Here is a 13,557-nt window from a genome sequence, read left to right as displayed (position 1 = left end):
GCTATACCAATTGGTTGAGCAATATTATTCTGATTTTCTGAAGCGTTATTTCAACGAAAATACTTGTAGATACAGACTACGCTCGTCGGCTGAACCACCCGCTTCCTTTAAGTAGTAGTAGGCCTTATTGTCTTTAAAAAAGACTACGGCTTTATCGAATACCGGACCTTGCTTGTGTTCGTAGATAGTAGTGAAAGCTTCTGAGTTGTCCTCAGCCTTTGCGATTACTACATGCCCATTTTTCAACCCGGTAAGGTAGACGTCATCCCCATTGCTAAATAGTTGGCCACCGAAAGGCACCCGAACAGTAGTAAAGCTTCTTTGTCCGGATTTACGGAATGTGTGCAGGTTTATCTCTTTATTAAACTCAAGGTCTTCTACTTTACTTACAAAGTGCTCATCGCCATTGTCTGTTACTGTAAAGTCAAACCCGTGAACAATGGAAACCTGGTTCTGTTTCTGTGTTTTAGCCCAATCTCCTGGCTCTTCAATTTGGATGCGTTCAGAAATAGCTAAGGGAATTTCAATCGGTTCAGCGTACGCATTTTTCCAGTCCGACACCCCGTGCGGATTTTCTGAATAAGCGTAGTAAATACCGTTTTGATATAGGTATTTATCTGAACTGTTTTTGGAGCGGCGTTGAAACGCTATTCGAAACTTACCGCCGGTGTACTTGAAGTCACCGTACAAACCCCAGTTGTATTCGCTACCATGCTCTGAAGCTAAAACCTGGTTGAAATCATAATATCCATGCCATTTTATACCGTCATAACGCGCGAAAAGCATTTTTCCATTTGCTGAAAACCCGTAACGCATTTTCATAAACAAATCTCCATCCTTTCCAGTGAAAAAGGCAGGGTAGGTAAGAAGTTTTGTTGTATCGATGTCGTCAATGCCATCGAAGGATAAATGCTTATAGTGGCCAGCAGGTGAGTTGACGAACTGTTCCAAAGTAAACTTGTCGTCTGGCACTGAGGCCGCGCCCTCAAGAGAATAAGAGTATCGCAGATAATCTTGAGAAAAGGCTTCCACTCTACCATTGCGATGCATATCGTATAACAAGTGAATGGTGTCGTTTACGGGGCTTATCCCCACTGCAATCGTGTTATGTGTTTCGCCCAACCACCATTTGCCTCTAAATCCTGTGTGCTGGTGAGGAAACTGAATAGTTTTGAGCACACCCGTTTTTGTATTGAGGCGTGATAGCATTACATGCCGATTGTTTTTGCCGCCTTGATACCACGTCATAAACACAAAGTGTTTGTACACCTTAATACAGTCACCGTGAGGCGATAATGCATTGCCGAAGATATAATCATAACCATCTGGGTTATTTTCTATATAAGAGCCTTTGACCTTATTCCCATTGAAAAAGAGTGCGTTGTCAGTGACAAGTAATTCAGTATCTAACTCTACAGAAGCGTAGATATTAATACTGAAAGATATAGAACTAATAAGAAGTAGAGGAGCAAGGTTGTTCTTTACAAAAATACCTAGTTTTTTAAACTTTTTTGCGTGATGTATTAGCAAGTTTCGACCCTCTCTTCAAAAGCATGTAAGCGTAATAAGCTTAACGGTTTTGCGTTATATGGATAACCTTCGGTCTTTCCTACATTACATTTATTGCTTTTGTATGACTGAATTTGGTTATTAATGAGTGAAAATGGTTTTAATTAAATGTACACTGCTTGTAAGTGTATAGCGAGTAATTCCGATGAAATTAAAACTAAAAATACGTAGCTCAACGCAGCAAATTAGCGCTTTTGTAAAAGCTGTAGTTGCTCTTTCTATGTTAACAGCCTGCACCTCGAGCGATACTGTGGATGTATCTTCTGGTATGTACAAAGAGAGTGGGGTATTTCTCGAGAGCCAGACAAAAATAACGGATGGCGCGCTCCATTTTGATGGCAAGAAGCTCAATCATAAAACCTTTGAAAACCCTTCGTCAGGGCGCGAGTACGATTATTTCTTTGGAAGAAATATCTCGGCTCATGGTGATGCCGTAAAACCTTACAAGCATTATGTTTTTATGACCTGGTACAAAGGCGGCAAGGAAGAACGCAATGTTATGCTTTCAAGGTTTAATGCCAAAACTGGCGTTGTTAAGACCATCCAGTTTCCTCATCGACACACAGGTTTTCGTGGCGATCCACTGGTAGGAGAGTCTCACAACACAATAGGTTTAGCCGTGAGCCCGTTAAATGGCACCATTCATATGGTTTACGACATGCATGCCTATGTCGACGACGATGCAAGTGGCAGGTTCAAAGGACGGTTTGTTAACGACTTTTTCCGCTACTCTTATTCAGTGGTCGGTGCAGCAGATGTACCGGATGACGAATTTACATTAGAACAGTTCGTAAAAGATACCAGTGAAGTGAGTCAAGGCGCCGATGACTACAAACATTTGACCATGACCGGTAACTTGGCAGACAAAGAGAATTTTTCTGCGCTGACATACCCTAAGTTTTACACAAGTAAAGATGGTGAACTGTTGCATTACATGCGATGGGGAGGCAACAACAATGGTGCTTATTATTTCAATAAATACGACGCCGAAAAACAAGTGTGGACTCGCTTTACGCCTTTCAATCATAAAGACCAAAAAAACCACGGTAACCCTTACAACTGGGGTTTATATGGTCAAATGAAGTATATAAACGGCAAGTTACGTGTAGGGTTTCAACAACGTAGTGCAAATAACAATGACCGCTATAAGTACCAGAATGGTGTTTACTATGCTTACTCTGATCATCCGAATGGCTTAGGTGAATGGAAAAATGTAAATGGCGAAGACATGACGTGGCCTTTGGTTAACTCAGATGAAATTAAAATCTTTGAGCCTGGCGACTACATCGGTCATAAAGAGCCTAACTCTGTACACATTGTAACAGGCTTTGATTGGACGGTTACTGAAAACAACGATATTCACTTTATAACTCACGTTCGTTCTACAGATACGAAGCGAAGTGACTACCAAGAAGTCTCGATACATGCCTTCAAACCTGCCAACGCAGAAGACTTTACGATTACTACTGACTTCACCGGAGCTGATTCAATCTACACGTCGGGTGATAGTATTTTCATCATCGGACTCAAAAACGGTTATCCGTTTGTAGAAAAAGCAAAAGGTGGTACGAACGATTTTGAGGTGGTTTATCAGCAAACCTCAGGCGTTAAATTTGACCATGGCACTATTCACATTGAAAACGGCAAAGCGTACTACTATTTAATGGAAAAAGGCGCTGGAAATGCGCTACCGCTTTATTTACAAGTCATTGATTTGGGTATTTAAATATAACCTAAGCGCTATGCTTATGACTACGTCGCAAAAGTTAGGTGAGAGGGCGCCATCCCTCTTACACCTGCCTATTGCGTGTTATTTAGTTGTGCGTAAAAGCCAAATTTACTTCTTGTAGCTAGAGCTAGAATATAAGAAAACACTGCTCGACTGTCTGCCCTCATATTTCCCCTTTCAATAATAATCAAAATATGTCAAATTGTTGCATAAATGTTATGTGAACAATCAAAAAATAACGTATTTTTGCAAGAGATTCTACGATGTTGAAGCTTTTAAAATGTGCTTTTTCGCTTACAGTGATTGTTGTTGCTTTATCTGGATGTGTAAGCGATAGGCATAGTTACCTTTCTCAAAATCGAGCGGCCGATGCAGATACTGTTGCGTACTTTACTGACGCTGGATTAAATAACTCTGTTTCTGATAGTTCAGAGTTTGAAGAGTTACGGAGCCTTAATTGGCAACAGGTATTTTTCGATTCAGGAACGGATAACTGGCGAGAAAATTGGATAAAAGACGGCTTAATGGGAACCGTTGAAAATTCGCCCGAGGGTATGCATGTCAAAGCTGGACCTGAGGCGGATAATCATGCACACCACATGGTGTTATGGACCAAGCGCACATTTGAAGGTGATGTAAAAGTCAGTTTTGAATACACCCGCACCGACAGTGCCGAGTTATACGTCACCATTCTGTATTTACTCGCTTCTGGGGAAGGAACAAAGGAGTTTCCTACAGACATAATGGAGTGGGCTGAATACCGCGACGAGCCCTACATGCGCCACTATTTTGACAATATGGATGCTTATCACATCAGTTATGCAGCATTCGGTTTAGGAGAAGTGGACGCACCCGACGACTACATTCGTGCCCGCAGGTACCTTCCACTTGCCAACAAACGCCTAATGGGCACAGCACTGAAGGGGGATTACACCAACACGGGTTTCTTTGAGACTGGAGTTCCTCACCATATAACGGTTATTAAGCACGATGACACACTATGGATGAAAGTATCTAACGAAGAGCAAACTCAACTTTATAAATGGTCGACGGCTAGCCATCCAAATATACACAAGGGACACATAGGCCTACGCCATATGTTTACGCGAAGCGCGATTTATAAAAACGTTCAGGTTTCAGTTCTGTCTTCATAAGAAACACATTTTATAGATCATATAAGCCGGAGCTCTGGAGTTGGAACTAATGTTAAGTAACGAAAACTACAGCGCTAAAAAATGTTTGATTGAGAACTTACCCTATGCTCAAACTTCCACTATTTAAAAGCTCAACATCCTTTTTGCATGACTGGCGAACTTTCTCATTTTTATGTCTAGCAACTGCATTATTGTTTGCTTGTGCTAATAAAGGAAAAAACGTTCAAGCATTAGCGCAACCTGAACAACTATCGGTTAGTGAAGGCTTTGTAGAGCCAATTGGTTTCTATGATGCTCAACCTTCATTTTCTTGGAAGCTTCCTGTTGATGCCGCCGTAAAAGCGCAATCTCAATATCGAATAGTCGTTGCGTCATCGCCAGACCTTTTACCTAACAAACCAGATTTGTGGGATAGCAACATTATTAAAAGTGACTCAACAAACTTCGTTCCATACGAAGGGAGTGAGTTGAAATCACGGCAACGGGTTTTCTGGCAGGTTAAATATTGGAATGACCAAGGCATCAGCTCTGATTGGAGCGCTCTGGCATCGTTTGAGCTCGGGTTGCTGTCTAATGAAGATTGGAGCGCAAAATGGATTGAAATAGAAGCGTCCACCCCGCTTATGCAAGATAAATTTGATACGCCTATCCATATTCCACAATATTTAAGAACTTCGTTTACGGCGGATAAAAATATTAAATCGGCACGCTTATACATAACTGCTAAAGGGCTATTCGAGTCATTTATAAACGGTACACGTGTTGGAAACGATGTACTGACACCCGGTTATACCCCTTATCATAAACGCATCGAGACCCTCACTTATGACGTAAGCGATCTGCTTGTTTCTGGTGAAAACGCTATAGGCATCACACTCGCCGAAGGATGGTATGCAGGGCGATTTGGCCCAAAACGTCACTGGCACAAAAAACGGAACATCACCCCAAAAGCGCTAGCCCAGTTAGAGATTGAATATACAGACGGTACGCGCAAAATTGTAGTGACGGATAACAATTGGAAAGCGACTCAGCAAGGCCCGTTAAGGCGTTCTAGTTTGTACGATGGTGAAATGTTTGATGCTAACTTTTCGCTTAAAAACAACAACGCCAATTGGCATGAGCCTCAATATAAAACAGAAAACGCTCCTGAAAAATGGCGTTCAGTACAATCTTCAAACATAGATAGAGATGTTTTGCTGGCGCCCAAGCGTCATTTTACCTCTAAGAATAAACAAGTGTTGACCCCCGTTTCCCTGCACGAAGTTGATGGCAAGATTATATTTGATTTGGGACAGAACATGGTGGGTGTCGCGCGTGTAAACCTGCCTATGATTGAAGGAGAAAAGATCAAAATACGATTTGCTGAGGGGATTAACAGTGACGGTAGCCTATACACAAAAAACTTGGGAAGTGCTGCACAGGAAGATACGTATGTTGCGGCTAAAAGCGGTGTTGTTGATTGGCAACCTCAATTCACATTTCATGGTTTCCGATATGTTGAAGTGAGTGGCTTCGACGAAAAAGAAGCGCCCCAACTTGATTGGATAGAAGGTATTGTTCAGTACACAGATTTTGAATTAACTGGTCATTTTACCTCGTCAGATCCCGAATTAAACCAGCTACAGTCGAACATAGAATGGGGTCTTAAAGGTAACTTTTTGGATATTCCCACCGATTGTCCACAACGTTCTGAAAGGTTGGGGTGGACTGGTGACGCGCTTGCTTTTGCGCCCACATCACTATTCATTGCCGATAGTCACGCATTTTGGAGCGCTTGGTTACAGTCGATAAGAGAGGAGCAGTTTGATAACCATGGTATTCCTGTCGTGGTACCTAACGAAGTAGGCGAGATTGTGCAAGCGGGTTGGTCAGACGCCGCAGTGACTATCCCATGGGACGTTTACTGGCGTACGGGAGACGAACGCGTTCTCAAAGAAAACTACACGATGATGAAACGTTGGATCCTTTATCATCAAAGCCAACTTGAGAATGGCGTAAGCAAAATGTGGACAGTGGGGGACTGGTTACAACCCTATTCAACGCGCGAGGATTCGCGTCGTGGCGAAACTGATCATGGGCTTATCTCGACAGCTTTTTATGCCCGCTCTCTCGATATAGTTGCTCGCACAGCTAAGGTGTTGCAGAAAACAGTTGACGCAAAGCATTACGCTTCTCTATTTGAAGAAGCTAAAGCGAACTTTCAAGCAGCCTTCTTCGACCAACAAGGCAATATCAAACAAGGTCAATCTACACAAACCTCCTATTTGCTAGCCATAGGCTTTGACTTACTCTCTGATGATATTTTAAAAGCTGCCGAAGCTAACCTAATGGAGCAATTTGAAATTGCCGGCGGGCACCTTAGAACGGGCTTTTTAGGGACACCACTAATAGCGCCTGTGTTAGAAAAAATTGGCCGGGAAGATTTTGCACTAGAACTCTTATTCAAAGACTCCTATCCATCGTGGCTTTTCCCAGTGTCTCAGGGGGCTACAACAATGTGGGAACGATGGGATGGATATACGCATGATAAAGGCTATGCGAAAAAAGCGGGGTCGTTAAATCACTACGCTTATGGCGCTATTGGTCAATGGATGTACGACCGGTTGGCAGGTATAACACCGCTAAGTGCTGGTTATAAAAAAGTTCACATTGCTCCTGTAGTGACCACCCATTTATCACACGCTGGCGCGTCTTATCAATCACCACATGGCGAAATTAAGTCTATTTGGTTTTTAAACAAAGATGAACTGCGCATGGAAATAACAATACCGCCGAATGTCACTGCTAAAGTCGAAGTGCCGTCAGTTGTTTACGTTAAAAATACTGCTGAAACAACAAGTAAAACAGAGGAACTGAACGGATTAATGACAGTAAATGGTTCAGTACTTAACGTTGATTCAAAAAATGAAATGCAAACCAGTAAAAACCTTGAGTTTACGGCTGGGCATCACGTTATCAGAGTGAGTAAAAACAATGGGTAATTGGCATTATTTGCTAAAAAATGTAGCGTTCTTTTTGGCTCTTTCTTTACTTGGGTTTGTTATCGCTTCTGAGAGAAAAGACACAAACGAACCACTTATTTACTTAAATGAAGAAAGGTTACTTGTATCAAAGCAAAGACTTTCAGAGGGTCATAAAGCCTATGAATCTGCTTATAAAGAATTACTCAGCCTTGCTAATACTGAACTACAAAAAACCGTAGACCCCGTCACTAACAAAACGATGATGCCCGCCAGTGGCGATATTCATGATTATTATACGTTGGGCTCGTACTACTGGCCAGATGAAACCAAGGAAGACGGTTTGCCCTGGATTTATAAAGATGGGCAGTTTAATCCTATTTCTAATGGACCAGAAACTGATTGGCTTAGAAGAAAGTCGATGCTTAACTCATTAGAAATACTCACTCTTGCTTTCTATTTCTCCGAAGATATCGTTTATCTAGAAAAAGCAAAAGACGTCGTAGAGACCTGGTTTATCAACAATGACACAAAAATGAATCCAAACGTCGACTATGGAAAGGCTATTCCAGGTAAGTCAGCGGGTACCAACTTTTCAATCATCGATTGGACTGACATCGGCAAAGTAGCTACGGTCGCTCAGTTGTTGAAACGTACAGGGCTATGGCAGGAGAAAGAAGCATCAAAAATGCGGTTATGGTTTGAGGAATACTACGTATGGTTGACAACAAGTGAGTTCGGAAAGTTAGAAGAAACAAGAAAAAACAACCACGGAACAAATTACGATTATCAAGCGATAGGTTTAATGATCTATTTAGGCAAAAAAGGTGATGCTATAGAGAAGTTGAATGCCGTAAAAACAACGCGGATAGCAGCGCAAATAGAACCGGATGGAAGTCAGCCGTTAGAATTAGCGAGAACTAAATCGGTTAATTACAGCGTTAATAATCTGTGGGCTTTAACGCGAATTACTGATTTAGGCCGTCGCCATACTCCCGTTGATCTAATGGACTTTGAAAGCAAACACGGTGCAAGCATTGAGGCTGCAATGAGTTTTCTGGAGCCGTACATTTTGGGAGAAAAAATGTGGAAGTGGAAACAGATCACTGGCGGCGGCGCTGAAAAGCAGCTTCAGAATCTTGCTGCGCCGAAAATAAACAAAATGGCCTTATTACTGGGTGAGAAACCTTTAATCGACAATATTTCTGTATACGAAAAACTATCCGCGGCAGATGTAGTGACGTATGCGCCCTATTAATTACCAGATTGACCAACCAGGTCTTTCACGTTAGAAAGGAAGCACTGTTATGCGCCTCAAGAAATGTTTTGCGGTAGTACTAGTTGCATTGGTATCTCACAGTAGTCATGGAGTAAATGTCCTAAAAGCCAATACGGAGTTTAAGAAAGGAAACCATACGCAAGCATTTTCACTTTATGAAGAAGGCGCTAAATTAGGTAACGCGCATGCGCAGTATCAACTTGGCGTGATGTACTCTAAAGGACTAGGTGTAGAGCCAAGTGTGGTTTCATCCATGATTTACTTTTCTCTGGCTGCAGAAAAGGGGTATCACAATGCGCAGTTAATTGTAGAAAAGATGAAATCGTCTTTAGACGAAACCGAACTTTCAATTCTTATGAGGACAATAGGTGAGGAAAGATCTGCTCATACTATTTTTCAAAAGCAGTTTCTACCTGAAATTAACCAGCATACTATTAGTCAAAAAGTAACCTTTAGCGGCGAAAGCAGCCTAGAACAAAGAGTGTATTTTGAAGAGTTAAGTGAGTTTCAGAACTTCGATAATGAACTTCAGAATTTTGATGGTGGTTTTGATGATTTAGACGGAGGAGAAGCGCTAGACGTTGCGATTGTGGTCAATAACCCAGGCTTTTTGGTCGTAGAAAACGATGTCGCGAGCGACGGCTCTGTCCGATACGTACGTGAAATCCAAAAATCTGGAAATACAAAACGTTTTCTTGAAGCATACAGGCTGTTTCCATTAGGGCAACCTGAGCTAGGTCAGAAGCCGACCGAGTTTGTCCATCGCGCCTTTATGGGTGCAGCGATAGATGATCAGTTCTATTTAAATAACAACTTGCCACGATTGTACAGAGAAACTCGGCGTGTCCTGAGAGAGGCAACAGACAATCCGACACTTGAATCACTTTATCAATACGCAATGGCGATGATCATTTTCCCTTGGATGGAGAGTGAAGATGGTGAGGCAGAACAATTACTCAAAGAACTTGCTCTTAAGGGGCATCCGGGTGGTATGTATGAGTACGGCTTACAGTTATATATGCAACAAAAAGACATTCCTGAAGCAATAAAATGGATAACTGAGGCAAGTAAGTACGGACTTTCTAGGGCTGAATATCGTTTAGGCAAACTACTTCTCAAAAGTCCTTGGATAATTAGCGATGAGAAAAAAGCACTGTTTTGGTTTGAGTCTGCGGCAGAGAAAGGGGATGAAGCAGCAGCCTTACATATAGCAAAGATAAAGCTTACAACAAAAGACAAATCGTTGATTGATGTTTCTGACGCAATAGGACATTTAGACGCTATTTCTAATTCACAAAACCTAAATCCAGAATACCACTACTTACTTTCTATCTCTTACAGACTTCGGCCACAGCGAGACTTTAAAAAATCAGTCGAGCTACTAGAGAAAGCTATCTCAATGGGTATGCGTACTAACTGGGATACTTCTGAGTGGCAGGCACTGTTGGCAAAAATGCTAGAAGGTAATATTACGGTGACGGATATAGAGTGATCAAACTAATTTACCTGCTAAATAGTAGTAAATTATCCAGCTACCGTGATAATAAGATAAAGCAAGCTACGTTTATTGGATGACAGGATGCGCGAAGTGCAGTCGTGTATCACAGGTAAGTGAGGTGACTGATTCATTTACTGTCATCGCACCTAAATGCTGCCATTTTGCTGACTCGATGCCTTGTGCATTATTTGGGGCAGCGTAAATATCCCACTGTATGCGATGATTGGGATAATGCGCTACAGCCAACTCGTCGCGAAAATCTGATTTATCAACAAGCGTTGTATCCGTGCTGGCAACAAGCTTTAACCAGTGCGGCCCATTAAGTGACAAAGGTGTATCAGTAGTAAGATCGCTTTGGGGTATACGAGCAATATGAGAAACCGGTCGAAATCGTGCATTAGCTTTTTCTTGGCTAAACAGTTTATCTGCTGTTCCTAGATCATTTTCTAGCCTATAAGCCGTGAGAAACTGACTGAAAGGTGGCAGCTCGCCAAGACTCGGTTCGTTAGTCATCGGCAAACTAAGCACGTGTTTGGTTTGAGTGCCCCCTAAAGAATGCATAACAAAGAGATTGTACGTTTGAGGTTTAGTAGCGTCTTTACTCTCTGACTCAGAGAACAATTTAATGGCCATACCAAAGGCTCTTTTATCATTTTGCTTGGTACCACTTAAGCTCACTGATGCACGCACAATGACAGGAACATTGGTACCTTTCGAATAAAGACCAGTGTACGACGAGTTTTTACCAATACGCCAATTGCCGGCAAAGCAAATGCCGTTGGCTTGTAGCAGCTTTTGACCACCTTCAAGTTCGATGAAGTCGGTGGTACTTGAGAGCGTTCGTTTAGCATGCTTGAGTAACAGGTTTTCACCATCCCTATCGAAGTGCTTTCGGGAAACTTTGTATTGCGGCAGAGATGGATAGGGATCTGAAAATACTGCTTGCTTAACGCGCTGGTAATAGTCTCTCACAGCGCTGTAATCATTGTCTGAGCCATATGAGAGAAATGGCAACGCAATTAACCCGAGCGTAAATAAACACCATGTTGTGAAATTTTTTTTCATATCAAAAGGTCTTTTGGGATATTACGCAGTTTCTAAAGGCGCTTAGTCATGGCGTGTTCACCAGTAAAAAAAAGGCAACAACAGCTGGCCGATACCAAACAGCGTATGGGCGAGCATTTCACGCCGAATCAGCTCCTTGGAAGAACTCATACCATTGGGTGTGTAGCCGTAGAAATTACGCAAAAATGTAATTTAGATTGCACCTTATGCTATTTGTCTGAGCATTCGCAAGCAGTTCGTGATATTCCACTACAAGAGGTGTACCTGCGATTAGATAGCATATTGCTGCACTATGGGGCCGGTACTAGCGTACAGATTACAGGGGGCGACCCCACGCTAAGAAAGCATAGTGAACTCATCGAAATTGTGGCTTATGCCACTCAGTTAGGACTGCATACCGCGCTATTTACAAACGGAATAGCAGCGTCGAGGGTATTACTTACTCAGCTCGCCAACGCTGGCCTCAACGATGTTGCTTTTCACGTTGACACCACACAAGAGCGTGAAGGGTACAGTAGCGAGAAGTCATTAAACGCCATTAGAGAAGAGTATATTGCCCGCGCAGAAGGGCTCGGTCTTATGGTGATCTTCAATACAACGGTGCATAACAGCAATTTTCATGAACTTCCTATGCTGGTGGATTTTTTCGTCCGCAATGCCAGTGTAGTTAGCTTTGCGTCATTTCAGCTCCAAGCCGAAACCGGGCGAGGGGAATGGGGAGCAAGAAGTGATGTAGTTGACCCTATGACGGTGAAAGGCGCTATTGAAACGGCGGTAAACAAAACGTTGCCATGGGAAAAAGTGCGCATAGGTCATAGTGACTGTCATAGCTATATGCCAACGTTAGTGACCAATAATACGGTTTTTTCTGTTGTTGACGATGCGCATCTATTCGCTCAATTCATTGAAGCGTTCAAGCATATTCAAATTACCCGCCAGCACGGAAAAGGGCGTATTGCATTGGCTTACGCAAAAGCGCTTCTTATGCAGCCGCGTTGGATAGCTAAACTTGCCAAAGCTGTGTTGCAAAAACTATTTGAAATGCGCGCAAGCCTCGTAAAAGGTCGCGGACGAATTCATAAGTTGTCTTTTTTTGTTCAAAATTTCATGGATGCCAATGGCTTAGTACAAGAGCGAATTGATGCGTGCTCTTTTATGGTGATGACTGCAGATGGCCCAGTGTCTATGTGTCAGCACAATGCAAGCAGAGACGACTACATTTTAAAGCCGCTTTCTTATACCAATGCTCGTGGGCAATTAAAACGTTACGAGCCATTGAGTGAGCGCTACAAAAAAGAACGTTATCAACACGACAACATTATTTCAATTCGCAATCTTTCTGATAGAGATCAGAACGACGAGCAAAACGGCAACCGAAACGAAAGTGCAGCGAGTTCAACCCAACTAACCGGAAGCAAGATATCATGATAAGGGCAAAGACCAGCTTAACGCGACAACCAAGGCTATTTCACTGTAATCCATTTCTACTGCTGCTTTTGTCATTGTTTTTTGTTGATCTTGTACCCGCGGCAAGCTATAGCGAAGCCGCGCAGCCAGTGACGAGTGCAAATGCAGGAATTGATAGCGAACAGCCGCTTGAAGTGCGTTATCAACGCGCTATGCAGCATTGGCGCTATGTGTTAACGACGTATGTCGATGAACAGGGGCGGACAAATTTTCATGCCTTAGCGAAGGATATTGTGCCACTTGAATACGTGGTGTCAGTTATTGAAGCTGTGAGCCCAAGTGCCACTCCTCAACTCTTTCCCAGTAAAGACGACGTTCTGGCGTTTTATATCAACACTTATAACGCGCTTGCTATGTATGGTGTTATTGAAAGAGGGATCCCAGACGGATTCACAAACTTCTTTTCAAGAGCGAGCTTTTTTAAACTTCGCGATGTCGTCATTGGGGGGGAAGTAACAAATCTTTATGACTTCGAGAACGATGTGATTCGTCCGCTTGATGAGCCGAGGGTACATTTTGCGCTAAATTGCATGGTAAAAGATTGTCCGAGACTGCCTCAAGAGCCTTTCTATGCGCATAACCTTGATAGGGTGCTCGAATCGTTAACTAAGGCGTTCTTTGCTAATCCGAAGCATTTTTATTTAGACAATAAGCGCAAACACGCATATGTGTCAGAAATACTCGAGTTTTATACTGAGGACTTTGTTGATTCAGGCAAGTCAAGAGACCTGCCTCAATATATTAATCAGTACTTAGCATCTGAGATACCGAACAATTACAAGGTCCGCTTTATCGAGTATGACTGGCGCATAAACAATTATCATTAATACCTTAAA

Annotated in this window: 9 protein-coding genes; 7 read left to right on the top strand and 2 right to left on the bottom strand. The window is 42.5% G+C overall.

Features of this window, described 5'->3' with window-relative positions:
* Nucleotides 1-45: 45 nt before the first annotated feature.
* On the bottom strand, nucleotides 46-1,530 hold the full coding sequence (locus GVO63_RS09400; RefSeq protein ID WP_236552109.1) for a BNR-4 repeat-containing protein: 1,485 nt from the start codon (nucleotides 1,528-1,530) through the stop codon (nucleotides 46-48).
* A gap of 259 nt (nucleotides 1,531-1,789) precedes the next feature.
* Between GVO63_RS09400 and GVO63_RS09395 the strand changes: the two genes are divergently transcribed.
* The 5 genes from GVO63_RS09395 (at nucleotide 1,790) to GVO63_RS09375 (ending at nucleotide 10,183) form a co-directional block, all read left to right on the top strand.
* Complete coding sequence (locus GVO63_RS09395; protein WP_159579497.1) at nucleotides 1,790-3,295, top strand: BNR-4 repeat-containing protein; 1,506 nt, start codon at nucleotides 1,790-1,792, stop codon at nucleotides 3,293-3,295.
* Between the two features lie 266 nt (nucleotides 3,296-3,561).
* Nucleotides 3,562-4,452, top strand: coding sequence for a DUF1961 family protein (locus GVO63_RS09390; RefSeq protein ID WP_159579367.1), 891 nt, complete (start codon nucleotides 3,562-3,564; stop codon nucleotides 4,450-4,452).
* Nucleotides 4,453-4,556: 104 nt separating this feature from the next.
* A complete protein-coding gene (locus GVO63_RS09385; RefSeq protein ID WP_159579365.1) occupies nucleotides 4,557-7,433 on the top strand; it encodes an alpha-L-rhamnosidase in 2,877 nt (958 codons plus the stop codon).
* Entirely contained in the window at nucleotides 7,426-8,670 is a 1,245-nt protein-coding gene (locus GVO63_RS09380; RefSeq protein ID WP_159579363.1) for an alginate lyase family protein, read from the top strand. The genes GVO63_RS09385 and GVO63_RS09380 overlap by 8 nt, the downstream gene beginning before the upstream one ends.
* Before the next feature lie 49 nt (nucleotides 8,671-8,719).
* Nucleotides 8,720-10,183: a tetratricopeptide repeat protein gene (locus GVO63_RS09375; RefSeq protein WP_159579361.1), complete on the top strand. Its 1,464-nt coding sequence runs from the start codon at nucleotides 8,720-8,722 to the stop codon at nucleotides 10,181-10,183.
* A gap of 72 nt (nucleotides 10,184-10,255) precedes the next feature.
* On the opposite strand, the gene GVO63_RS09370 is transcribed toward GVO63_RS09375, so the two are convergent.
* Nucleotides 10,256-11,254 carry a hypothetical protein gene (locus GVO63_RS09370; RefSeq protein WP_159579359.1) on the bottom strand — a complete coding sequence of 333 codons (999 nt, stop codon included), beginning with the start codon at nucleotides 11,252-11,254 and terminating at the stop codon, nucleotides 10,256-10,258.
* A gap of 48 nt (nucleotides 11,255-11,302) precedes the next feature.
* On the opposite strand from GVO63_RS09370, the gene GVO63_RS09365 reads away from it, so the two are divergent.
* Nucleotides 11,303-12,682, top strand: coding sequence for a radical SAM protein (locus GVO63_RS09365; protein ID WP_159579357.1), 1,380 nt, complete (start codon nucleotides 11,303-11,305; stop codon nucleotides 12,680-12,682).
* Complete coding sequence (locus tag GVO63_RS09360; protein WP_159579355.1) at nucleotides 12,679-13,548, top strand: DUF547 domain-containing protein; 870 nt, start codon at nucleotides 12,679-12,681, stop codon at nucleotides 13,546-13,548. The genes GVO63_RS09365 and GVO63_RS09360 overlap by 4 nt, the downstream gene beginning before the upstream one ends.
* Nucleotides 13,549-13,557 lie beyond the last annotated feature (9 nt).

The organism is Alteromonas sp. KUL106 (genome assembly GCF_009811415.1).
Taxonomy (GTDB): Bacteria; Pseudomonadota; Gammaproteobacteria; order Enterobacterales; family Alteromonadaceae; genus Alteromonas.
The sequence above is the reverse complement of the archived record's forward strand: the minus strand, read 5'-3'. Positions and strand labels throughout refer to the sequence as shown.

Coding starts and splice junctions, on each gene's coding strand:
- GVO63_RS09370 (WP_159579359.1), bottom strand. CDS start 11,254: ATGAAAAAAAATTTCACAACATGGTGTTTATTTACGCTCGGGTTAATT.
- GVO63_RS09365 (WP_159579357.1), top strand. CDS start 11,303: ATGGCGTGTTCACCAGTAAAAAAAAGGCAACAACAGCTGGCCGATACC.
- GVO63_RS09385 (WP_159579365.1), top strand. CDS start 4,557: ATGCTCAAACTTCCACTATTTAAAAGCTCAACATCCTTTTTGCATGAC.
- GVO63_RS09360 (WP_159579355.1), top strand. CDS start 12,679: ATGATAAGGGCAAAGACCAGCTTAACGCGACAACCAAGGCTATTTCAC.
- GVO63_RS09380 (WP_159579363.1), top strand. CDS start 7,426: ATGGGTAATTGGCATTATTTGCTAAAAAATGTAGCGTTCTTTTTGGCT.
- GVO63_RS09375 (WP_159579361.1), top strand. CDS start 8,720: ATGCGCCTCAAGAAATGTTTTGCGGTAGTACTAGTTGCATTGGTATCT.
- GVO63_RS09390 (WP_159579367.1), top strand. CDS start 3,562: ATGTTGAAGCTTTTAAAATGTGCTTTTTCGCTTACAGTGATTGTTGTT.
- GVO63_RS09395 (WP_159579497.1), top strand. CDS start 1,790: ATGTTAACAGCCTGCACCTCGAGCGATACTGTGGATGTATCTTCTGGT.